Genomic DNA, 21,876 nt, shown 5'->3' with positions numbered 1-21,876 from the left:
ACGGAGTTGCCTTTTTTTGAAAAGACTTCTCGTCAAAAGGCTGTGGATTGTTTTCTTGCACTTTTGGCGTCTTCGTCATAAGGATAAAAACCATGAAATCCGTGCGTGAGATTCTTTCTTATCTTATATGGCCTGCCCTGATGGGGCTGTGCGTGGGGTTGACGGTTTACGGCTTTTCGACGGGAAAGCCCGTTATAACCTTTAATCTTGTTTATCTGTCTCTGGCACTCACCTTGCTGGTTCTGGAGCGTCTCATGCCGCATGAGCGCACGTGGCTGGAGGCGGATGGCCAGACATTCGCCAATATTGCGCATACGTTGCTTAGCAAAGGCGTGGTGCAGGGACTCATTATTTTTGGCGGGGTGATTGGCCTTACCTCTATGATAACAGGGCTGGATCAACCCGGTTACAGCATTTGGCCGCGGGAATGGCCGCTTTTCCTGCAGGTGCCTTTGGGGCTGGTGGCGGCGGAATTCGGTCTGTACTGGGCGCATCGCCTGGCGCACATATGGTATCCGTTGTGGCGCTTTCACGCGATCCATCACAGCGTGACGCGGCTTTGGGTTATCAACACGGGCCGTTTTCACTTTGTGGATTCTGTTTTCAGTATTCTTCTGGGGGTTTCTATCCTGTTTATTCTGGGCGCGCCGCTGGAAGTGATCACGTGGCTTTCCGCGCTGACGGCCTATATCGGCCTTTTGACTCACTGCAATATTGAAATGCGTTTTGGGCCGATTTCATGGGTGTTCAATACGCCGGGCTTGCATCGCTGGCATCACAGCCGCAACCTTGAGGAAGGGAACAGGAATTTTTGCGAGAATCTCATGATCTGGGATCAGGTTTTTGGCACCTACATTAATCCGCCGCGCCGCCCGCCGGCGGATATCGGGGTTAAGGAGGATATCCCTGCCAGCTTCGTAAAGCAGCTCGCATGGCCTTTCAAAACGTTTCGCGAAGAAAAAGCGTAGATAGGATTTATCTATGATGTTTTTTTTCTTCCAGGATTTCGTCCAGCTTCCTGAGGACGCTTGCGGGCTCAAGAATTTTTGGGAGAAGGGAGGGGCGGTAAAACCGGGTTGGAGTGGGGGTAACGTTCTTCATAGCTTCTACGAAGTCTTCCATATTTTTCACCACTGTGACGATATTTTCAGGAACAAGGCTTGCGATTTCCTGAATGCCGCCTGATTCTTTTGTGGCGATGACGGGTGTTCCTGCGCATAAAGATTCCAGAACGACATTGGGCAGGCCCTCAAACCGGGAGGGCAGCAAAAGGCAGTCGGCTGCGCCGATATGTGGCCACGGCTCTTTTGCAAATCCTTTCAAAAAAATATTTTTTTCCAATCCTGCTTTTTGAATCTGCGCTTTGAGGTTTTCTTCTTCCGGTCCGCCACCCAGAATCGTTATTGTCCATTCAAAGGGGATATCTTTACCCCTTGCTTCTAAAGAGTCGATCAGGCGGTCGAACCCTTTCTGTGGGTGCAGGCGGCCCACGCAGATAAAACGAACGGCGCTTTTTCCCTCCCGTTCCGGCAAGTCTTTTGCCGCGCGGATTTTTTCTATATGAACGGGGTTGTAAAGCCGTACAAAATTTTCGGTGTCTATCCTTACAAGATCACGAAACTGGTCAATTATGATCTGGGCCGGGCAGATAACTTTATCCGCTTTTGGATAGAGCCATTTATACAAAATCTTCACCAGCCATCCGCGCTTCATTGTGTCAAACATGTAAGAGGGGGTAATGGCTTCCCGTACGATGATTTTTATGTGGCGGGGCAGAAAGAGTTTCAGGAGGAGAACGGCGAAGTTCATATGCGCCATGGTGGAGAGGATGATGTCCGGCTGTGCTTGCCGCAAGAGCAGGAGAAGAGACGGCAGGGAGCGTAAAAAGCCGCGGTAATTTTTTATGGTGTGAACGGGGATATCCGGGGCGATCAGATCCCGCAGTTGTCCGTTTTTTTGCAGACCGATAAAGATCGGCTCAAATCGTGTCCGGTCCAACCCGTTCATCAATGTGATCAGGACACGCTCCGCGCCGCCGGCATTGAAAGACGGTAGGACGAACGCTACTTTCCGGCGGTTTAGGGAAGGCATAGCTTAGCCTGCCGGCGTTTCAATGCGGCGCATCGTGATAAAAATAATTTCATTTCCGTAGCTGATCTGGCCGGACATCTGTATCTTATCGCCCTTTTGCGAAAGTTTCAGGACGGTTTTATAGGTCACGGGTTCCCGGGTGGGAGAGCCGTCGGGCCGGGTCAGCACAAAATTCGCATCGGCTTCCGTCGGGTCGGCGACCGAGGTCATTTCGACCTCGTTTTCGCTTAACGCTTTGAAATAACTTGTCCATTTGCAGTTCGCGCTGTCATAACGCTCTGTGCGCCCTTGCCTGATTTGGGTGGTGCCGTCGCTTTTTTTCTCCAAAGGTCCCCGGTAATTTGTAACGGTCGATATCTGGTAGGTCCCGTCAAGGTTTATATCTGTGTTCATTCACGTCACTCCGCTCCTGTTCCACGGAGCATTTTACGCGATTTCACGCAGGGGTAAAGCGGCAGAAGATGTCAGGCAGGCTGATATTCCCATAATTTTATATGACGGGCGTCCGCGCAGCTTTCCCGGATATGCGCCCTCCGCCCTCTATTTTGGTTGATATTGCAGCCCCGTTTTTTGAACGGCGTCTTGATTCATTAAATACAGCACCATTGTCGAAGGAGGGATTGCCTCGGACATTGTGCGTACGCTCAGGTTAAACTGATCTGTCAGGACGGCGTGGGCCCTGTTTTCGGGATTTGAATGCCAGCGCAGATGTCTTATTTGCGTATCAAGCTCGCTGCTTTTCTTGGCAGGAAATTCACCCTCCGGTATTTCATATCTTCGCACGGCTTTTATCGTGGATGCCACGACCTGAAAAAGCTGCTCGTCTGTAAGGTGGCTTCTGTGGTTCATCTGTTCCAGATTAATACCCCAGGAGGTGTTGAACGTTGAGTAGTTCAGCGTGGCGAATGTGACGGCAACAGCGGCTCTTGCCTCCTCTTTTTCCCATGTCAGAAAGCCGACAAGAGGCAGTCCTCCTTCGCTTTTTACAGCGGCCTCATTTGTTGTAATGCCAAGATTCCGGATGGCGCCGGCATCGTATAATGTTATGGGGCGCGTAATATAAGCGTTTTCGGCTCCGGACGGCAGGCTCAGTTCGCTGGAGAGCAAGGGGGTCGCGTCAAGGTTCACCTCATTTATCCGTGCGGCGCCGAAATTGTTTTCCGTCCACTCCATCATGCGGGTATTTCGTTTGTCCGTTTCCCATTTAATGAACTTGGCGCCTTCGTTTAAAGCCTTATTTGCCAGACTTCTTATGATAACAGAGCCGATTCCGTGCTCTCTGGCGTTTTTTTCGACAAAAATATCTTCCATGTAAAACCCGTACCGGCCGTCACCGTCGAAGGCCGGATTGAACATGACATATCCGCCCGGATCATCGTCAAGTGTGTAGAGCCCGCAATTCAAAAGTCTTATGTGGCCTCTTTTTCTGGCCCGTTGCTGGTCAGCGGTGAGGGTATCTTTAAATTTTTTGAAAGGAAGGCTTGTCGAGATGAAAGCTTGTTCCGGTTCTCCCGAAATAAGGGACCATACTGCTGCGGCTTCCAGGTTGCTGGCAATCCGCCCTTCGATTTTGTGAGGGTGCAACACAGGAAACCTCTTTATATCGTTTACTTCAGTGCAATTAGAAAATTAACTAAGGGAAAAAATTTGCCATCTCTGAAAAATCTGGGGATCTCTGGCTTGTAAGATCTGGTCGGTATCCAGCCCCACATCACGAGCAACGGTAGACAGGTTGTCGGTACGCATCCCCGTCGATGTTAACAAATTAAATCGGCTGCCTTCAAAAACAGAAATTTTTTCTTTTCTTTCTTTGCCTGTCTGACTGTCTGTAAAGCGTAAAGAAAGACTTTGTGTTTCCGTTGCCTCAATATGATGCGCAAACAGTCCCGATGTTTCGTAGTAAGTTCCTGTATACTTAAACGCCTCAGGCTTTAAGCCTTCTACGTTTCCTGTTCTTTGAAGGCGGTTCAGAGGGTGAAGTATCCACTTGTGAAAGGCTGCATTGTCATAGATGCCTCTCATTTGGTCTTCGCTGCTTGCCGTTGTAAAGCTCATCAATATTTTACTTCGAGGATCATTTTCTTTTCTTGGGTCGGATAACCGTTTCAGGCTTTCAAGGAAATCAGCGTAATGACCTGAAGGAAAACTTTCCTTTGGCATGTTTTCTGGGTTTGTTAAACCACCGATGCATATAACAGATGCGGGGCCATGGCTTGGTTCAAATGGCGGGCGTCTGAAGTCACAGTTATATGCTTTGATATCAACGCTATGGCCTAATTCTTGTGCGGCGAATTGGCTTACCCTCCAATAAGCGTGCTCATTAAATTCTGGCGATAACTCATAAATAAAGACCTCTTTTACCTTGGGGGCAAGCCTAAGAAGCTCTAATTCTTTGTCGCAGCTTCCAGGTCCCACCAAAACAATTGTTTTTGCATTTTCTAAAAACTCAGAAATTTTTGATTTATTGTCTTTGAGGACGGCAAGATCACCGGTTTCTTGTTGGTATCCCTTTGTGCCGTGAGCCATTTCAAGAAAGGCTTTTGCCCCGCCGTTTGTGTAGAGCTCAGGGTTGAAATCCCCATGCGTTTTGCCTTTGAAAAGGTTGTAAAAACGCTCTTCCAGAGATGGCTGCCCCTCTCTACTGAAGGTTATGATATCGGAGGGGGTGCCAATACCTTCCGATTTCATGTTACCGGAAGTTAATAACGGCGAGGATTCCGTTTGATAAGAAGGCATGGCAGACGGTGCAGGAGATAAGCCCAGTTTGCTCATAATACGCAAACCGAATTTTCCGATTCCTAAATCCGAAAGTAGTGGGGTTTGAGCACTCATTTTTCTATCTTTTGCCTTCTTCTATAATTTTCGCACTATCCCATGCAAGTTGGAACTGCAGTCTATATGCTTCAGCAACGGCGGGGTAATGAATGATAATGATTTCAGGCTCTTCTTTCTCAAAAAGCAATAGAGACAATTTGTCGCCGTAGACAAAGAACTGTACATAGCCAAAAGTTTCTTTTGGAGCCCAGCGATATTCTCCCCAATCAGAAGAAATAAAATTTGTATCTCCCTCTTTGATTAATATTTTGTAGTGCAGGTTTAATTCTTTTACCCTTTTTTTGTGTTTTTCCAAAAACTCAGGGCCGATAATTTTTAAAAAGGCATCTTCATTGACATTGCTCAGTAAGTAAGGGCGTTTATCTGTTACACCGACTTGATACAGATCATCATACCATGCCATGACTCCATCGTGTCCATGAAGTACTCTCACGTCTCCTTTTCTTTGCTTAACTCCTTCCAATCCCAAAAACTCAATCCCGGAGCTTTCGAAAGCCTTGCGGATGGTTAAGAGGGTTTTTTCGCGCGGGGTGGACTGGCCGTTTTCAATACTGCCAATGGATGTCGCCGAGATTCCCGTATGCTCGGCAAGGTCTTGCTGGCTCCAGCCCAGTATGCCCCTGGCGCCACGTATCTGTGCTGTTGTAATGCTCATCTTGACAGGCTGCTTTGTTCTTCCCACACGCTATATTATGAATAGTGACTATGGTTTAACCCAAGTTATGGAACAAGTCTACAAAAAAATGCTGAAAAGAACGGATTTTTTTCTTGACAGCGCTCCCTGTTTTTGAGAAATATCAAACCACAGCTTATAAATATGTTAAGTTGGTCGTGAGGCAAGGGCAAAAACTTCCCGTCTCCTTGTTCTTGTTTGTGCGACAAAAATTCTCTTTATGGTGGTAAAGAGATGTGTACCCCACACACACGGCGGAGCGTTTCTGAGCAATCAGGGCGCTCCGTTTGTGATTCCGGGGCCTTGGATGTGAGGGGTCTAGAGAAGACCTTCCCTGTGCAGGAGGGCGTCCGGGTCGGCATCGCGTCCGCGAAAACGCCGGTAGAGGGTTTGCGGCGGCTCGCTTCCGCCTTTCGAGAGGATTTCCTTCACGTAGCGCCTTGCGGTCTCCCGGTCATAAAGCCCTTTTTCTTCGAACAGCGCGAAGGTGTCGGCGTCCAGCACTTCCGCCCATTTATAGCTGTAATAGCCTGCGGCATATCCGCCGGCAAAAATATGGCTGAAGGAGGCGGACATCGGCCCTGCCAGGCGCGGGAACAGACGGCTGTCTTCGGTAGCCTTGTCTTCAAATTCGGCGACATCTTTGATCGCGGCGGGGTCCGTCATGTGCCATGCCATATCCATCCGGGAAAAGCCGGTTTGGCGCAGCCCGCTCCAGCCGACCATAAAGTTCTTGGCTTTATTTAATTTTTCAATGAGTTGGGCCGGGATTTTTTCGCCTGTTCTGTAATGGGCGGCAAAGAGGTCCAGCGCTTCTTTCTGATAGGCCCAGTTTTCCTGCACCTGAGACGGGAGCTCCACAAAGTCCCAAAGAACGGAGGTGCCGGCGTGGGACGCGTAGGTGACATCGGAGAGCAGGGCATGGGTAGCATGGCCCATTTCGTGAAACAGGGTGGAGACTTCCTCGAAGGTCAGAAGGGAGGGCGTGTCTTTTGTGGGCTTGGTAAAGTTGCAGACAATGGCCACAATCGGGCGTTTTACTTCTCCGTCTTCCAACCCCTGGTTGCGGTAGGCGGTTTTCCATGCGCCCTGTTTTTTCCCGCTGCGGGGGAAGAAATCGGCATATAATATCCCCATGAATTTATCTGTTTCTTTATCATAAACTTCATAAGCCCCGACATCTTCATGCCAGACCGGATAGGCTTTGGAGGGTTCGAAACGCAGCCCCAGCAATTTGCTGAAATGGGCGAAGGTGCCTTTTAAGACATTCTCGAGCGGAAAGTAGGGGCGCAAATCCTCGGAAGAAAAAGCGAACAGCTTTTGTTTGAGCTTTTCGCTGTAATAACCGATATCCCAGGGCTGCAGGTTTTCCAGACCGTCCGTCTCTTTGGCGAAGTCGCGCAGGCGTTTGAGGTCTTCTTCGGCGGCGGGTTTGTAGACGTTCAGGAGCCGGTCCAGAAAATCCATGACCGTTTCGGAATTTTCCGCCATGCGGCGTTCCAGAACATAAGCGGCATGGTTTTTATATCCCAGAAGCCTGGCCCGCTCGTCGCGCAAAGTCACAATTTTTAAAATATTTCCGCAATTGTCAAATTCATCGCCGTAGGCTTTGTTTGAAAAGGCCCGCCAGATTTTTTCCCGCAAATCGCGGTTGTCGGCGTACGTGACAAAAGGAACGTAGCTGGGGTAATCCAGCGTAAAGAGCCATTTGCCGGGCATGCCTTTTTCTTCGGCCATGTGGGCGGCGCCTGCAACGGCGCTTTGCGGCAATCCGTCGAGGTCGTTTTCGTCTTCGATAACAAGTGAAAACAAATCGGCGGATTTTTTGGCATTGTTCATAAAGGCCGGGCCAAGGACGGACATTTCCTCGTTAATCTCTCGCAGGCGGGCTTTGTCCCTGTCATTCAGCAATGCGCCGCCGCGCACGAAACTTTTATACGTGTCTTCCAGAAGAGTCGCTTCTTCCACGTTCAGTCCCAATCCTTCCCGGGCATCATAGACGGCTTTGACCCGTGCAAAAATATCGGGGTCCAGTGCAATGTCGCTGCTGAAGTTGGAACTTAAGGGGCCTATCTCTTCGGCGAGTTTTTCCAGCCCGTCCGTTCCGGCGGCGGAAAGCTGGTTGTAAAAAATGCTTGTGACGGTCCCCAAATGCGTGGAAGAAGTTTCCAGCGCGACAATGGTGTTTTTAAAGTCGGGCGCTTCCGGATTTTCTTTCAGGGCGGCGATATTTTTCCGGGCTTCCGCGATGGCGGCCTTTACGGCGGGAAGATAGTGGTCTTCGTCAATCCGGTCGAAAGGCGGGGCTTGATGGGGGAGATCAAAATCCTGTAAGAGAGGGTTGTCGGTCATATTTTACCTTTAAACTTAAATTTTTGAATGAAACAGCCGCTGAGATCAAAAGAGTTCGATGACGTTTATTTTTCTGACCATGACGGGCTGGCGGAAACGCAGCACGTATTTATAGAAGGTAACGGTCTTCCCGGGGCTTTTCAAGCCCTTGGACAGGGCCGGGATCATTTTACGGTCGGGGAAACCGGTTTTGGAACAGGGCTGAATTTTTTGGCTGTCTGGAAGCTGTTCGATGAGACAGCAGCGCCGGGCACTTTTCTGGATTTCGTGTCGATTGAAAAATTCCCGTTGTCACCAACGGAAATCAGGGCAGCGCTTTTGCCGTGGGCCGAGGAACTGGGGCCTTATATGGACAAGTTTCTGGCGCAGTACCCGCTGCGCGCCGCCGGGTTTCACCGCATCGTTTTTGACCGCCGTGTGGCCCTGACGCTTGTTTTTGATGACGTAAACGAGGGACTGCCGCAGGTGAACGCCTGTGTGGATGCATGGTTTCTGGATGGTTTTACGCCAGCCAAAAATCCGGAGATGTGGAGCGAAACGGTTTTTCGGGAGATGGCCAGATTGAGCGCTTCCGGCGCTTCTTTTGCGACCTTCACGGCGGCAGGGGACGTCAAGAGGGGCTTGCGCGAAGCGGGGTTCAATGTTCAAAAACGTCCCGGTTTTGGCCGGAAGCGCGATATGCTGGCAGGGCGTTTTACCGGGACAGGGACCTCTCTCCCTGCCGGAACGCGGCCCAAAAAAATCGCTGTTGTTGGGGGCGGGCTGGCAGGAACGGCCTGCGCCTGGGTTTTGAAGCAATATGGCTTCACGCCTGCTCTCTACGGCTGGCAGCCGTCGCAAGACGTATCGCCGGAAAAGGCGCCGGACGTTTTTCCTTCCCTGTATAACCCGCGATTTACAGGGCAGCGCGATGCGGAATCCGGTTTTTTTGTTTCAGGGTTTGCGCAAGTCGTTCGGGCGATGAAGGGATTTGAGGATGTCGGCCATTATCCTTGCGGGGGGCTTCACTTGCTTCACCCGGAGGTCAAGCAAAAACGGCTGCCCCGTACGGCGCAGAACTGGCTGTGGCACCCGGACCATATGCGTCTTTTGACGGCGGCGGAGGCGTCTGATGTTTCCGGCATTCCCTTAGGGGAGGGGGCGCTTTATTTACCGGATGCGGGCAGCGTCGATATGCGAAAGCTCTGCGCGGCCTATGCGGAAGGTATCGAAAAGGATATGAGCGGGCCTGTTGAAGATCCGGGCCATATGGATGCCGATGCGGTTATCCTGGCGTGCGGTGAGGCGGTGCGGGGATTCGATGTTCTGGAATGGCTCCCCGTCCATACCGTCCGCGGGCAGGGAACCTCCGTGCGGCAGACGGAAATTTCCAAAAACCTGAAGACGAATATCTGTTACGGGGGCCATATCTGCGCGCCGGTGGAAGGGGTGCATGTTGTGGGGGCCACCTTTCAGAAATGGCTTCATGATCCGCAGATACGGGAAGAAGACCACCGGTATAATCTGGAACGTCTGGAAGGGGCTGTTCCGTCTTTACCCGCTAACAGGTGGACTGTGCTTGGCGGCCGGGCGGGGTTCCGCTGTTCTGCGGCAGACCGTTTCCCTGTTGTTGGCCCCGTGCCGGGGCAAAAACATGTATATGTGCTCACGGCTTTAGGCTCTCACGGCATTATCGGGTCTTTGGCGGCGGCGCATTTGCTGGCCGACCAACTCCGTGGCGGCCCTGTTTCCCTGCCTTCTCATACGGTTTACGCGCTTTCCGCACAGCGGTTTTTGGACCGCTGCGCTAAAAAATCCCGCAAATCGAGATAAATGGGAAATCGGGAGGAATGTTGTGCTATAATAGCAGGATGTCTTTTGTATTCTGTATTCTTCGAAACTGGCTGGAGAGCCAAAAAGGGGCCACAGCGGTTGAATATGGTCTGATCGCGGCCGGGATCGCGCTCGTTATCGCCGTTTCCGTCTTCGCGTTCGGAGGAGAAGTGGAGGCATTATACGCCAGCCTTGACGGAGCGCTGGACGGGCCATAGATTTTAAAGCCTGATGATGGCTTTTTTATTCCTTTCCGGTTTTGTGCTTTCCCTGTTCCTTTTTTCTGTAGGACGGAAGATCGCTCTTCGCGCGGGTTTTGTGGACAGGCCCGGCGTGCTCAAAACGCATGAAGGAGGCGTTCCGCCTATCGGAGGGCTGGTTATCCTGCCCGTGTTTGCCGCATTGTCATGGTTGGGGGGCTTTCAGGACATCGTGCCGCTTTCCCTTCTTCTGGGTTTATTTGCTGTTTTGGTTATGGGGGCGCTGGACGACGCTTTCATTTTGCCGGCGTGGGTTCGTTTCGTTTTGCAGTTTGCCGTTTCCGTCTTCATTGTTGTGGTCGGCGGGGTGCAGCTTCATACCATGGGGAATCTTTTAGGCTTTGGGGAAATCTACCCGGGGTGGTTTTCTGTTCCTTTTACCATTATGTGCTTCATGGTTTTGATGAATGCCCTGAACATGATGGACGGGCTGGACGGGTTGTCCGGCGGTTATTGCGCCGGTGTTGTTTTCCTGCTGATTCTGGCCTGCGGGCGAGCGGGCTTGTGGAATTACGTGGTGGTCTTGTCTTTTCTGCTCGCGCCGCTTCTGGCTTTTCTGGTGTTTAATATGCGCCATCCCTGGCGAAGAAAAGCGTCAATTTTTATCGGCGATTCCGGGGCGCTGGCGCTGGCGCTTTTGCTGGGCTGGTTTTGCATCACCCTGTCGCAAAGCGCGGTTACCGGTCAGCCTGCCGCACTTGCGCCTGTGTCTATCATCTGGCTTTTGGCGGTGCCGGTGATGGATCTTTTTGCCCTGTTTTTCGTTCGGTTGCGCCGCCGGCAGCATCCTTTCGAAGGGGATCGCGATCACCTGCATCACCGTATTCTGGATCGGGGTATTTCACCGGAAAAAGCGACGCCGCTTATTCTGGTTGTGGCGGCTTTTCTGGGGTTGGTCGGTTTGGCCGGTTTTTGGATGAGACTTCCTGAAGCGGCCTTGTTCGGGCTATGGGTGTTTATTTTGCTGGCTTATACTTTTCGCGGCCTTAAAAAATATGGCCGCAAAAATTGATTTTTTTCGAAGGGTTTCGTTTTTTCCCGCGTATTACTTCCACGAACCAATCATCAAAGTGCATCAAACAAACGATTAAGGAGCTTAAATCATGCATAAAAAAATTATCCTTTTAGGCGCGGCTGTTTTGGCATTGCAGGCCCTTCCTGCTTTCGCGGAAGGCGGGCGGAATGGCGGCCCTCATCCGGGGAAAGACATGTTTGCGCAAAAAGACACAAACGGCGATGGCGTGGTCAGCAAAGACGAGTTTTTGTCCGGCGCTGAAAAACACTTCCAGAAAATGGATGAAAACGGCGATGGAGAAATCACAAAAGACGAAGCGCGAAAGTCCCGTGAAAAGATGAAGGAAAAAATGAAAAACCGTCGCCAGAAATGGGAAGAACGGCAGGAGGATGAGAGCGAAGAATAACCGGACGGGGTCATCCGGCCATGCCGAAAAATACGGATGAAAAAACAGACGAAAGCCTGATGGCGCTGGTTTCCGGCGGGGACCATCAGGCTTTTTCCGTTCTGGTCCGGCGGCATGCGGACCGGTTTTACGGACTCGCGTATCGAATGATTCTGGATCGTGCGGAGGCGGAGGATGTTGTGCAGGAGGCCTTTTTGAAGATCTGGAACAAGCCGGATATCTGGAATTCGGCGCGCGGCGTCAGGTTTACGACATGGTTCTACCGGATTGTAACGAATGGCGCGATTGATGTTGCACGGAAGCGTATAAAACTTGCGCCGACGGATATCATGGACCAATGGGCGGATGAGCGCGCCGGGCAGGATGCCGAAATGGAAAAACGCGAAGCGCAGGCCCATCTGGAATCGGCTATTCAGCTTTTGCCGGTTCAGCAAAAGGCGGCGCTGAATTTATGTTTTTACGAAGGGTTGAGCAATAAAGAGGCTGCCGATATTTTAGGGGTGGGACTTAAGGCGCTGGAGTCTCTTTTGATGCGGGCAAAAACGGGCTTGCGGGATCGTTTGATGCGGGAGCAAAAGATTGAAAGGAGGGAAAGGCATGGATGATTATGATCTCGATGACCGGTTGAAAAGCCGGTATGTTCCGAAGGCGACGGGGGATCTGGCGGACAGGATTATCCGGATGAGCCGTCAGCGCACGGCATCTGCCCGGGTCTTTTTGTGGACGGAAATCCGAAACATGTTCCTTTTGCCAGATCCGGCTTACGCTTTTGCGGTCAGTGCGGTTTTAGGGCTTTTGCTCGGGCTGGGATTTTCCGGCGAATATGTGGGGCTGGAGAATGAGTTTTTGTCGTTCCTGAATATTGAAGAAGGAGACTGGTTATGAGCAGGGCATTCAAGATTATTTTTACGGGGTCGCTTCTCCTTAATCTTGTGTTGGCGGGGGCGGGGGTTGGAATGGCCTACAAAATGAAGGCACATTTTTTGCCCTCCTCACAGGCCGTTTCCCCGGAGATACGCCAGAAACTAAGACAGTCCATGGAGGAAAACAGGGCGCAAATGCAACCGGTTTTCCAGGAAATGCGCGCGGGCAAACAAGAGTTGAAGAATATTATCCTGGCAGAAGATTTTGATGCGGCGGCTTACCGGAAATCTGCCGGACACATGCTGGATTTAAAGGATAAAATAGAGCGCCGGAGGGCGCTTTCCATGGAGAAAGTGCTGGCGGATTTATCGCAGGCGGAGCGTGAAAAGATAGCGCGGCGCTTTCTGGACCGTTTGGGGAACGGACCCAAACGCCCGTCCGGATATCACCGGAAAGCCCCGCCTGCCGGGGATTAGCCTTTCCGTTTCAAATTTGTGTTCGTGCTTGCGTATCCGGTAAAATGAAGACTGGATATACGAAGCGAAAGGCAAGGGTCATGGGAAGATTTGGTCGGTCCGGCGGCGGTTCCTCATCGGGAGGGCTTGGCGGTAGAACAGAGCAGCTTGTCGGCACGGTTGTCGACAAGAAGGTTGCGCCCAGAAACGGCCAGAAGCGCGTGATCGTGAATAAAAAAGGCGGCGGGCGCAAGATGGTCGCTGTCGATATGTCCGCCCGCGAGGCGGATAAGCTGGAGCGAAAAGGCACATATCGTTTTGAGGTTGAAGAAAAAGAGAGCACCCGTGACGGCGGTTCCCAAAGGCGCCGTTCTTCCAGCAGTTTCAGGTCCTATCAATGTGAAGGGACGCCTGAAAGGCACACAGGTTCAAGCACGGGAGAGGACCGTTTTAACCGTTTCAACAGCGGCGGAACGGGATCCGATACCAGCGGCCGCAGAGGCGGACGGGGCCATGATTTTTACAGCTAACCTTTAAAGTCGGGCATTTTTTCAAACAGTTTTTTCAGAAGAACGCAGATCATCGCGATATCTTCTTCCAGATAGGATTTTTCGCGCCAGGCGATTCCAATTTCCCGTGTGGGGGCCGGCGGATAAAAAGGAAGTATTTTCAGGTCGTTCGGGAGGAACCCTTCCCGCACCACCATTTCCGGCAGGAGCGTTATGCCATAGCCTGCGCGGACCATCTGGATCAGGGTCTGGAGGCTGGCGGCGCTGAAATCCCGCTGCTGTTTTATGTTGCGCAGGCCGCAGGCATCCCGCGCATGATCGCGCAGGCAATGCCCGTCTTCCAGCAGTAAAACCGTCTGGTCTTCCAGATCCGTTCTGTGGAGTTTATCTTTTTTTTCAAAAGCTTGTGCGGGGGCGGCTACATAAAAATCTTCTCTGAAAAGCGGGGCCTGATGAAATCCGGCCATTTTGAAGGGGAAAGCCATCAGGGCCATATCCAGCGTGCCCTCGTTCATTCTCTCTGTTAAATCGGTGCTTAAGCCCTCATGAACGGAAACTTCCAGATTTTTGAACGTCTTTTCGATATGCGGCAAAATCGTGGGTAAAAGGTACGGGGCGATCGTCGGAATAACGCCCAGACGCATCGGACCGCTCATTGGCCGGGCGGCACGCCGCGCTTTGTGCGTCATGATTTCCGCCTTTTCCAACAGATTCCGGCTCTCGGATATAATCTCTTCGCCCAGCGGGGTGAGGTGGATTTTACGGGTTGTGCGGACCACGACAGGCTGCAAAAGGACCGCTTCCAGCTCCTTGATTCCGGCGCTGAGCGTGGATTGCGTGACATTGCAGGCTTCGGCGGCCCTGTGAAAACTTTTGCGGTCCGCCAAAGCGACTAAATATTGGAGCTGGCGCAAGGTCGGGAGAGGGATCATTGATCGTTTTTTCCTTTCAATAAACATGTATATTAATCGATAAAATCAATTAATAAAATCGAAATTACTCGTTGGATTTCTGCCCTGTTATGGGGCTACAGTGAAAGGGTATTTAAAACATCAACATTTAACAAAAGAGGACATTGATATGCTTGGAATTGGCGACAAATTACCTGAATTTAAGGTAGCCGGTGTCAAACCCGGTTTTATGATTCATGAAGAAAACGGCGAAAGCGCGTTTGAAGACATTACAAACGAAAGCTTTGACGGCAAGTGGAAGGTTTTTTTCTTCTATCCGAAAGACTTCACGTTTGTCTGCCCGACAGAGATCGTTGAATTTGCCAAACTGAACGACGAATTCGCGGACCGCGATGCGGTTGTTCTGGGGGGAAGCGCCGACAATGAATTTTGTAAACTGGCATGGCGCCGCGAACATCCGGACCTGAACAAACTGAACCAGTGGAGTTTTGCCGACAATGACGGGCGTCTTATCGACGGTTTGGGCATTCGTGATGCCGCGGCCGGCGTCCCCCTGCGCGCCACTTTCATCGTGGACCCGCATAACGTAATTCAACACGTATCGGTCAATGCGTTGAACGTGGGGCGGAATCCGAAGGAAACCCTTCGTATTCTGGATGCCCTGCAAAGCGACGAGCTTTGTGCCTGTAACCGCCCTGTCGGCGGCGACACGATCGACCTGCACGCCGAGGCCGAAAAAGCGGCAGCCTAACGCATTTCGCATTACGGCGAAGCGTAAAAAGTAACAACAATGAAGCAACCCGGCGTTATCCGGAGAGAGTCCGGGTTGCTTTCTTGCAGCCAAAACAGGGATTGAAATTTAATCAGGAGGACAGGATGAGCATTGAAAATATCAAGAATGAAATACCCGAATATGCCAAGGATATAAAACTGAATTTATCTTCTTTGGCGAACGAAGAAACGTTAACGCCGCAACAGTTCTGGGGAACGATGCTGGCGAGCGCGCTGGCGGGCCGTAACGGATTTGTCATCCGCGAGGTGGCGGAAGAGGCGGCAAGGAATCTGTCCGAAGAAGCCCTGAACGCTTCCAAAGCGGCGGCTTCCATCATGGCGATGAATAACGTTTATTATAAATTTGCCGGGATGATGGGCGGGGAATACCAGACGATGCCTGCCAAGCTCCGTATGAACATTATTGCCAATCCGGGCGTGGATAAAGCGGATTTCGAGCTTTGGTCGTTGGCCGTGTCCGCCATCAACGCGTGCCAGTTTTGTGTCAAGGCACACGAAAAACAATTGGTTGACCACGGGGTAACAAAGGAACAGATTCAAACAGCTGTGCGCATCGCCTCCGTGGTGCAGGCAGCCTCTGCTATCTTAGAAGGAAAGGAGTCTCTCTCATGAGCCAAGTCACCGATGAATTACAAAAAGTTCTGGCCGATACATTTGTGCTGTATTTCAAAACGCACAGCTTTCACTGGAACGTCGAAGGGCCGCAATTTCACATGCTTCACCTTCTTTTTCAGGAACAATATACGGAGCTTTGGACCATATCGGACGAAATTGCAGAACGTCTTCGGGCGCTGGGCGCCTACGCGCCGGACAATTTTTCCGGCATTTTAAAAACAGCGTCCTTAAGCGAATCCGGCAAGACACCGACAGCAGATGAAATGGTCAAAATTCTGCTGGCGGATCATGAGGCGATCGTAAAAACGCTCGGCAGCGCGTTAAAGGCGGCGCAGGCGGCGGAAGATGAGGTGACGGCGGGGCTTTTAATCGACCGCATGACATCCCATGAAAAAACAGCCTGGATGCTCAGGAGTCTTGGAAAATAACTCTGACAAGAGGCGCTGTGTAGGGGCGGAAGTCTATTTTTTATCGCGATCGTGAGTGTGATCGTGAAAATAAACTTCGCGGTGGGGGTAGGGGATTTTAATGTTGTTTTCCTTGAACGCATCCCACAGGGCCAGCATGACGGAACCGCGCGTGTTGGTCAGCCCTTTTTCCGCATCGCGAATCCAGTAACGCAACACAAAGTTCAGGGAACTGTCCCCGAACTCGACGAGATGGCAAACGGGGGCGGGGCTGTCCACCACGCGTTCCGGAAGGGCGGCGGCGGCTTCGGCCAGCGCCTTTACCTGATGCGGGTCGGAATCGTAATGCACGCCGAACTCCGTCTGAACGCGCACCAGAGTGTTCCCGTGTGACCAGTTGACGACTTGCTGAGTAATAAAATCCTCGTTCGGCACCAGGTAGGATTTATTGTCACGCGTCATGATTTCCGTGAAACGCGCGCCCATCTGGTTGACCCATCCAAACGTCGAAGCGCCGCCGCCGGGGCTGGGAAGCTCTATAATGTCGCCGGGTTTGATGGACTGGTCCATCAACAAAAGCATGCCGGAAAAAATGTTGGAGATGACTTTTTGCAATCCAAAACCAACCCCAAGACCCACGGCGCCCGAAAAGACGGCAAAGAGGGACAGGTCAATCCCCGCCGTGGTGATGCCGATCAGCAGGCCGCAGGTAATAAGAACGACGCGCGTAATCTTCGCAAGCAGGACGCGGGAGGAAGGCGTCAGGCTGGCGGCTTTGGCAATGCGGCGTTCCAGAACCTTGGAAAGGAACAAGGCGCTGTATAAAAGGGCAAAAATAGCCAGAAGGCCCTTGGTCAGGGTCAGGGCAGAGAGCCTGAACTCCCCGATATCCATCCCCACAGCGTCCAGCGTTGTCATGGTTTCGTCGAGAATGCCGAAAATGCTTAACGCGGCAAGGGTCCAGATGATAAGGGCGATCGTATTCCGCGCAAAACGGTTTTCAATGAACTGGACGACAAGACGGATGAGAATCCACGCCACCAGAAGTTTCATGATTCCCATCGAAAAAGAAACGTTGAATCCAAGGACTTCGGACCCGGCAATATGCGTCCCGATAAAAAGCAGTATGAGCGCCAGTCCCGGCGCAACCAGTCTTGTCATTTGACGCAGCACCTCGGTGATCCGGTAAGGAACGCGGAGGTTGTTGATGCGCTCGGTCAGCCGCGGGCGCAAGGCTTTCTGGCCGATATAGGCCAGGACAAAGGAAATCAGTAAAAAACCGCTTTGAATCGCAAAATCCGGCGTAAAAACATTCGTGCCGAGCCACTGACTCACCTGAATTTGCAATTTCGACGGATCAAGATTTTCAAACATGGAAGCGAGCTTATGCGATTCATGCCGCTATGAAAACCAGAAACCTGCAAATTTTGTGCATTTGGCATTCGACAAAAGAGGATTAAGCCGCCAACGCCTTGCGGAGCATGAGGCTGACATTTTCTTCAAAGGCGGCGTCAAAGTCCTGCCCGGTCATCAGGCGGAAAACAATAGGGCCCAGAATCACGTCAATCGCGGCTTCGATATCGAGATCGGCCGGAAATTCGCCCGAGTCTTTTCCCTGTTCCAGATAGCCGGCCAGCGCGTTGTAGCGGTCCTGAAAAAAGTTTTCGACCAGATTCTTGAGAGCTTCCGGATCGCCCTGGGCTTCGCCGATAATTTCGGCAACCACCCGCCCGTTTTTGCCTGAAAGCTGGCGCATGAGCTTGTCTACCTGCGCCCGGACCCCGTCAAAGGAAGAAGCGGAGGCCGGCAGGATATTGTGAAATCCGGGCTGGCTGAAAACAGCGTCCATGACAACGGCCTGCTTGTTCGGCCACCAGCGGTAGATCGTCGTTTTTCCGACTCCGGCTTTTTTGGCGATCGCCTCGACGGAGAGTTTTGCGACCGAATTATGGGTCAGAAGCCGCCGTGTGGCGTCCAGAATGGCGCGATGGGATTCTTCACTGCGCGGGCGTCCGGCTTTGTGCATCTGGTCTGACGTCTGCACATCCTCAAGGCTGGAAACTTGCATCTTACAGCTCCTTTTCGTGTCCCCTTGAACGGGGCGATCTATCTTTAATACTGAACGCTCCGTTTCTAAATTAAAAAATTTTTTCAGGCAAGAGGCTGAATCCGTTTTTCCACAATTGAAAAAAGAAGCGGCGGCATGCTATTGTGCGATGCTGGTCACAGGGTATGAAGGGACGGTTTATGGAAGTTTGGATTTTATACGGTGACGATATCGAGTCATCCGCTGATTTGGCTTTTGAAGTGCGGCGCTTTCTGGCCGAAGGAAAGAAGATGGGAATCGACGTCAAGGTTTTTAGGCCTTCCCAGTTCGATTTGCTTGTCAATGACCAGACCCGCGATTCTATCCTGATTAACGGCAAACATGTTTCCCTGCCGGATTTTGTGTATCCCTATTTCAATCACAAAGATCAGAGCTATTTTTCCCTCGCCGTTGTCCGGCAACTGGAACGGCAGGGCGTGAGGGTTTTTAACGGCGCGAGCACAATTGAGAATGTGCGGGATAAAATGCACACACATCAGGTTCTGTGTGAAAATGCCATTCCAACCCCTATCACCATGCTGGCAAAATTTCCGGTCGATATCGATCTGATTGAAAGAACGATCGGATTCCCCGTGGTCGTCAAAACGCTCAACGGGGCGCTCGGGATTGGTGTCTTTTTGATTCAAAATAAAAAGGCGTTTCAGGATTTGCTCGAGTTGATCGGGGAAACGAATCCGGATCTGCTTCTGATTTTTCAAAAATTTGTCAAAGCCAGCGAGGGGCGCGATTTGCGCCTGTTCACCGTGGATGGCGAGGTTATCGCCGCGATGGAACGGCGGGCGAAGGAAGGGGACTTTAAAGCGAACTATTCTTCCGGCGGGTCTGTCCATTTCTTCGAGCCGGATCAGGAGGCGCTGGATATTGCGGTCAAAACGTCCAAAGTCCTTAATATCCAGATCGGCGGGATTGATTTGCTTTTCAGCGAAAATGGCGGCTATACGATCTGCGAAGCCAATACCTTCCCCGGTTTCAAGGGACTGGAAAAAGCCTCCGGCGTGAATGTGCCGGAAAAAATCTTTCAGGCGATGCAGCGGCGGCTGGAGCAGACGGCTCTGCCGGGAAAGGAAACTGCGGATACGCTGCCAAAGACTTCTGCGGAAGGACTGGCTGGTAGTGTTCCGGCAGAATAACCGCTTTCTTTTTTATAAATTTTTTCGACAAAAAGAAAGGCCCGGTATCCTGGGGGGATACCGGGCCCGATTTCGCCTGCCTTTCGTTTGGGTTCACGGTTAGGGAGGGGCGGCAGGCGGAAAGCTTACGTCTTTTTAATTTTAATTCATCCGAAACGTCCTATGGAGAGTGTTTCCTCTTTTTCCTTATTGCTACGCTTGCTGGCATACATCTCTATATCGACCGCATCAAAAACGGCCTGAACGGTATCTGCGCCTGTATATTCCTTGATGCCCAGAGAGGCCCGCACCGGAATATCCGTGCCGTACCACGGCAACGAAAGGTGATTGAGCTTCCAGATGAGCTTCTGGGCGCGTTCCAGTGTGTCTTCCCGGCGTGCATCCGCAAAGAGCAGGGCAAACTCATCCCCGCCAAGCCGCGCGGCGACGTCCATATTGCGTATGTCCTCGGAAAGCGTTTTCCCGATCAGTTGCAGCGCGGCATCTCCCGCGGGGTGGCCATAGGTGTCGTTGATGGTCTTGAAATTATCCAGATCAATCATAATCACCAGCCCGCCCCGGCTTTTTTTCCGTGTTGTGCGGTCAAGCTCGCGTTCAAACGCCTGGAAAAAGCCCCTGCGGTTCATCAGTTCCGTGAGTTCGTCTGTTGTGGAGAGCTTTTCGAGCAGGGCAATACGCTCCTTTTGAGCCGATATCTTTTTTTCCGCCAGCGCCAGCATTTCCCCGGCTTGTTTCAGCAACTCCGCAGGCGCGCCTGTCGTTTTCCACCAATGCTCTTTTTTGTGCCCGTGTTGCTCCAGATAGGAAAATATCTCATCGGCGTCATCCAGCCATTTTTTCCCCAGATGTGCCGGCGGTGACGGCAGGGACGGCCGGGGCAGAGCGTTGTTTTCCTGCGGTATATTTTCAGTTCCCATGATGTCACACCCGAAATTGTTATGAATCCGTATCCTCTCGTGTTTATCCTTGCGAAGGGTGTGCCAGAGTTTGAAATCATAGAAATCTGTTTATTTTCAAATAGTTACATTGTTTATTGTGTAAAATTTTCTTTTTTTGAGGGGGAAAAGGGCAGGGAAAGGGGAGATTGTGCCGGGTCGTTAGAAGGGAGCAGGGCAGAGTTTGCCGGGTTTTTGTCGTTTTGGAAGAATAGATGCCTGTTTTATGTGGATTTACTTGGCTCTTCGGCTCCTTTTTTTGTACAATGGAGCGTTAACGTGTTTGAAAACACATCAAAATATAAAAAACACAAAAAAGGCTCTATAAGGCTCAATGACGCTTTTCTATCCATGGTTTAAAACCTTCATAATTTTGATTGTTCTGGCGATTTCTTTTCGTCCGGCGCTTGCCGCGCCGCTTGATGTGGCGTCCGTTTTGGTGCCGCACAAGGCCCTGTACGATATTGACCTTGTGGCCACGCGCAGTGGCTCCCAAATTATCAATATAAGCGGGAAAATGTTTTACGAGTGGAAGCCTTCCTGCGAGGCATGGACCACGGACCACCGTTTTAGCCTGTTCTACGAATATGCCGATAGCCCGGGCATGCGCATTACTTCCGATTTTTCAACATTTGAGCCGTTTGACGGAAAAAGCTTTGATTTTACGTCCCGGCGCAGGAGAGACGGGAAGCTCTATCAGGAATTGCGGGGGCGCGCGGTTTTGGGAGAAAAAGATAAAAAGGCGACGTATTCCCTGCCGGAGGGCTTGAAATACGACTTGTCGGCGGGCACGTTTTTTCCGATGGGACATACGGTGGAAATGGTTCGGCAGGCACAGGCCGGGAAGAAATTCTTTTCCGCGGAAGTATTTGACGGCAGCGACGAAGAAGGGCCGATTGAAATCAATACCTTTTTTGGATCCAAAGCGAATGCCATGAGTGTGGTCAGCCCCTCCAAAAACATAGATATGAGCCTGATCAACACGCCGGCATGGAATGTGCGGATGGCCGTTTTTCCCCTGTCCAGTCCGGAAGAAGGCGCCGATTACGAAATGAACATGATTTTCCATGAGAATGGCATCATTTCGGACATGTTGATAGAATATGACGATTTTTCCGTGTCCCAGAAACTGGTGGCGCTGGAGCCGTTGGAAAGAGAAGAATGTGGAAATTTCAGGCTTAAAAAAACAGGAATGAAAGGCGCAGAGCGCGCCTTGGAACGGTAAAATGGCGGATGAAGAGATAAATAAAACGGTTCTTATCGTTGAGGATAACGAACTGAATATGAAGCTTTTCCACGACCTTCTGGAAGCCCATCATATTGGAACCATTGAATGTCTGAACGGTTTGGAGGTCGTGGATATCGCCCGGGAGAAAAAACCGGATTTGATTTTAATGGATATCCAGCTTCCTGAAGTGTCGGGGCTGGATGTTACAAAATGGCTGAAAGAGGATGAAGAGCTGAAAAACATTCCCGTTATCGCCGTAACCGCGTTTGCGATGAAGGGCGATGAAAAAAAAATCCGGGATGGCGGCTGCGAGGATTATATTTCCAAGCCGATTTCCGTTCCCCGTTTCCTGGAGGTTATTCATAAATATCTGGGGGAGCGTACCGTTGTCCCGGAGACGGGAACGAGTCATAAGGAAAAATAAAAAGAAGAAAAAATCGGGGAATAAAAAAGTTCAGGAATAAAGGGAGAGGTTTTCT

At 51.2% G+C, this 21,876-nt stretch carries 25 protein-coding genes; 15 read left to right on the top strand and 10 right to left on the bottom strand.

All coding sequences use genetic code 11. The annotated features are described in order from the left end of the window. Window positions 1-92: 92 nt before the first annotated feature. Window positions 93-968 carry a sterol desaturase family protein gene (locus tag H6853_00390; protein ID USO03784.1) on the top strand — a complete coding sequence of 292 codons (876 nt, stop codon included), beginning with the start codon at window positions 93-95 and terminating at the stop codon, window positions 966-968. 7 nt (window positions 969-975) lie between these two features. On the opposite strand, the gene H6853_00385 is transcribed toward H6853_00390, so the two are convergent. The 6 genes from H6853_00385 to H6853_00360 all read right to left on the bottom strand — a co-directional run bounded on the left by H6853_00385 (window position 976) and on the right by H6853_00360 (window position 7,951). Continuing rightward, window positions 976-2,091, bottom strand: a complete 1,116-nt coding sequence (locus H6853_00385; GenBank protein USO03783.1) for a glycosyltransferase — start codon at window positions 2,089-2,091, stop codon at window positions 976-978. 3 nt (window positions 2,092-2,094) lie between these two features. Next, on the bottom strand, window positions 2,095-2,418 hold the full coding sequence (locus H6853_00380; GenBank protein ID USO04550.1) for a hypothetical protein: 324 nt from the start codon (window positions 2,416-2,418) through the stop codon (window positions 2,095-2,097). 213 nt (window positions 2,419-2,631) lie between these two features. Next, window positions 2,632-3,678 carry a GNAT family N-acetyltransferase gene (locus H6853_00375; GenBank protein ID USO03782.1) on the bottom strand — a complete coding sequence of 349 codons (1,047 nt, stop codon included), beginning with the start codon at window positions 3,676-3,678 and terminating at the stop codon, window positions 2,632-2,634. 42 nt (window positions 3,679-3,720) lie between these two features. After that, a complete protein-coding gene (locus tag H6853_00370; GenBank protein USO03781.1) occupies window positions 3,721-4,923 on the bottom strand; it encodes an L-histidine N(alpha)-methyltransferase in 1,203 nt (400 codons plus the stop codon). A 4-nt stretch (window positions 4,924-4,927) separates the two neighbouring features. Next, on the bottom strand, window positions 4,928-5,581 hold the full coding sequence (locus H6853_00365; protein ID USO03780.1) for a helix-turn-helix transcriptional regulator: 654 nt from the start codon (window positions 5,579-5,581) through the stop codon (window positions 4,928-4,930). A 336-nt stretch (window positions 5,582-5,917) separates the two neighbouring features. Beyond that, entirely contained in the window at window positions 5,918-7,951 is a 2,034-nt protein-coding gene (locus H6853_00360; GenBank protein USO03779.1) for a M3 family metallopeptidase, read from the bottom strand. 27 nt (window positions 7,952-7,978) lie between these two features. Between H6853_00360 and mnmD the strand changes: the two genes are divergently transcribed. The 8 genes from mnmD (at window position 7,979) to H6853_00320 (ending at window position 13,293) form a co-directional block, all read left to right on the top strand. Further along, window positions 7,979-9,763 (top strand): tRNA (5-methylaminomethyl-2-thiouridine)(34)-methyltransferase MnmD, encoded by a 1,785-nt coding sequence (gene mnmD / locus H6853_00355; protein ID USO03778.1) that lies wholly within the window; start codon window positions 7,979-7,981, stop codon window positions 9,761-9,763. A gap of 38 nt (window positions 9,764-9,801) precedes the next feature. Then, window positions 9,802-9,981: a Flp family type IVb pilin gene (locus H6853_00350; protein ID USO03777.1), complete on the top strand. Its 180-nt coding sequence runs from the start codon at window positions 9,802-9,804 to the stop codon at window positions 9,979-9,981. A gap of 16 nt (window positions 9,982-9,997) precedes the next feature. Then, the gene (locus tag H6853_00345) at window positions 9,998-11,035 is read left to right on the top strand and encodes an undecaprenyl/decaprenyl-phosphate alpha-N-acetylglucosaminyl 1-phosphate transferase (protein USO03776.1); all 1,038 of its coding nucleotides are present in this window, start codon (window positions 9,998-10,000) and stop codon (window positions 11,033-11,035) included. A 91-nt stretch (window positions 11,036-11,126) separates the two neighbouring features. Beyond that, window positions 11,127-11,444, top strand: coding sequence for an EF-hand domain-containing protein (locus H6853_00340; GenBank protein ID USO03775.1), 318 nt, complete (start codon window positions 11,127-11,129; stop codon window positions 11,442-11,444). A gap of 20 nt (window positions 11,445-11,464) precedes the next feature. Beyond that, entirely contained in the window at window positions 11,465-12,049 is a 585-nt protein-coding gene (locus tag H6853_00335) for a sigma-70 family RNA polymerase sigma factor (protein ID USO03774.1), read from the top strand. Continuing rightward, window positions 12,042-12,329, top strand: coding sequence for a hypothetical protein (locus H6853_00330; GenBank protein USO03773.1), 288 nt, complete (start codon window positions 12,042-12,044; stop codon window positions 12,327-12,329). The genes H6853_00335 and H6853_00330 overlap by 8 nt, the downstream gene beginning before the upstream one ends. Further along, window positions 12,326-12,784, top strand: a complete 459-nt coding sequence (locus H6853_00325) for a periplasmic heavy metal sensor (protein USO03772.1) — start codon at window positions 12,326-12,328, stop codon at window positions 12,782-12,784. Before H6853_00330 ends, H6853_00325 begins: the two co-directional genes overlap by 4 nt. Before the next feature lie 80 nt (window positions 12,785-12,864). Next, window positions 12,865-13,293: a hypothetical protein gene (locus H6853_00320; protein USO03771.1), complete on the top strand. Its 429-nt coding sequence runs from the start codon at window positions 12,865-12,867 to the stop codon at window positions 13,291-13,293. Here the strand turns inward: H6853_00320 and H6853_00315 are convergent. Next, window positions 13,290-14,204, bottom strand: a complete 915-nt coding sequence (locus H6853_00315) for a hydrogen peroxide-inducible genes activator (protein USO03770.1) — start codon at window positions 14,202-14,204, stop codon at window positions 13,290-13,292. The two genes, H6853_00320 and H6853_00315, sit on opposite strands and share 4 nt — an antisense overlap. A 148-nt stretch (window positions 14,205-14,352) precedes the next feature. Between H6853_00315 and H6853_00310 the strand changes: the two genes are divergently transcribed. The 3 genes from H6853_00310 (at window position 14,353) to H6853_00300 (ending at window position 16,018) form a co-directional block, all read left to right on the top strand. Then, window positions 14,353-14,934, top strand: coding sequence for a peroxiredoxin (locus H6853_00310; GenBank protein ID USO03769.1), 582 nt, complete (start codon window positions 14,353-14,355; stop codon window positions 14,932-14,934). Between the two features lie 125 nt (window positions 14,935-15,059). Then, window positions 15,060-15,587 carry a carboxymuconolactone decarboxylase family protein gene (locus H6853_00305; GenBank protein ID USO03768.1) on the top strand — a complete coding sequence of 176 codons (528 nt, stop codon included), beginning with the start codon at window positions 15,060-15,062 and terminating at the stop codon, window positions 15,585-15,587. Further along, on the top strand, window positions 15,584-16,018 hold the full coding sequence (locus tag H6853_00300) for a DNA starvation/stationary phase protection protein (GenBank protein USO03767.1): 435 nt from the start codon (window positions 15,584-15,586) through the stop codon (window positions 16,016-16,018). Before H6853_00305 ends, H6853_00300 begins: the two co-directional genes overlap by 4 nt. A gap of 33 nt (window positions 16,019-16,051) precedes the next feature. Here H6853_00300 and H6853_00295 read toward each other — a convergent pair whose 3' ends face one another. Both H6853_00295 and H6853_00290 read right to left on the bottom strand, forming a co-directional pair. Further along, window positions 16,052-17,371, bottom strand: a complete 1,320-nt coding sequence (locus H6853_00295; GenBank protein USO03766.1) for a mechanosensitive ion channel — start codon at window positions 17,369-17,371, stop codon at window positions 16,052-16,054. Between the two features lie 82 nt (window positions 17,372-17,453). Continuing rightward, window positions 17,454-18,065 carry a TetR/AcrR family transcriptional regulator gene (locus H6853_00290; GenBank protein ID USO03765.1) on the bottom strand — a complete coding sequence of 204 codons (612 nt, stop codon included), beginning with the start codon at window positions 18,063-18,065 and terminating at the stop codon, window positions 17,454-17,456. 179 nt (window positions 18,066-18,244) lie between these two features. On the opposite strand from H6853_00290, the gene H6853_00285 reads away from it, so the two are divergent. Next, a complete protein-coding gene (locus H6853_00285; GenBank protein USO03764.1) occupies window positions 18,245-19,234 on the top strand; it encodes a RimK family alpha-L-glutamate ligase in 990 nt (329 codons plus the stop codon). A gap of 146 nt (window positions 19,235-19,380) precedes the next feature. Here the strand turns inward: H6853_00285 and H6853_00280 are convergent, their stop codons facing one another. Further along, window positions 19,381-20,151 (bottom strand): GGDEF domain-containing protein, encoded by a 771-nt coding sequence (locus tag H6853_00280; protein ID USO03763.1) that lies wholly within the window; start codon window positions 20,149-20,151, stop codon window positions 19,381-19,383. Window positions 20,152-20,503: 352 nt separating this feature from the next. On the opposite strand from H6853_00280, the gene H6853_00275 reads away from it, so the two are divergent. Then, window positions 20,504-21,394 (top strand): cell envelope integrity EipB family protein, encoded by an 891-nt coding sequence (locus tag H6853_00275; protein USO03762.1) that lies wholly within the window; start codon window positions 20,504-20,506, stop codon window positions 21,392-21,394. 16 nt (window positions 21,395-21,410) lie between these two features. Then, window positions 21,411-21,821, top strand: coding sequence for a response regulator (locus tag H6853_00270; GenBank protein ID USO04549.1), 411 nt, complete (start codon window positions 21,411-21,413; stop codon window positions 21,819-21,821). Window positions 21,822-21,876: the final 55 nt, after the last annotated feature.

It is taken from the genome of Rhodospirillales bacterium (assembly GCA_023898765.1).
Classification (GTDB): Bacteria; Pseudomonadota; Alphaproteobacteria; order Micavibrionales; family Micavibrionaceae.
This window is presented reverse-complemented; position numbering and strand designations above follow the sequence as displayed.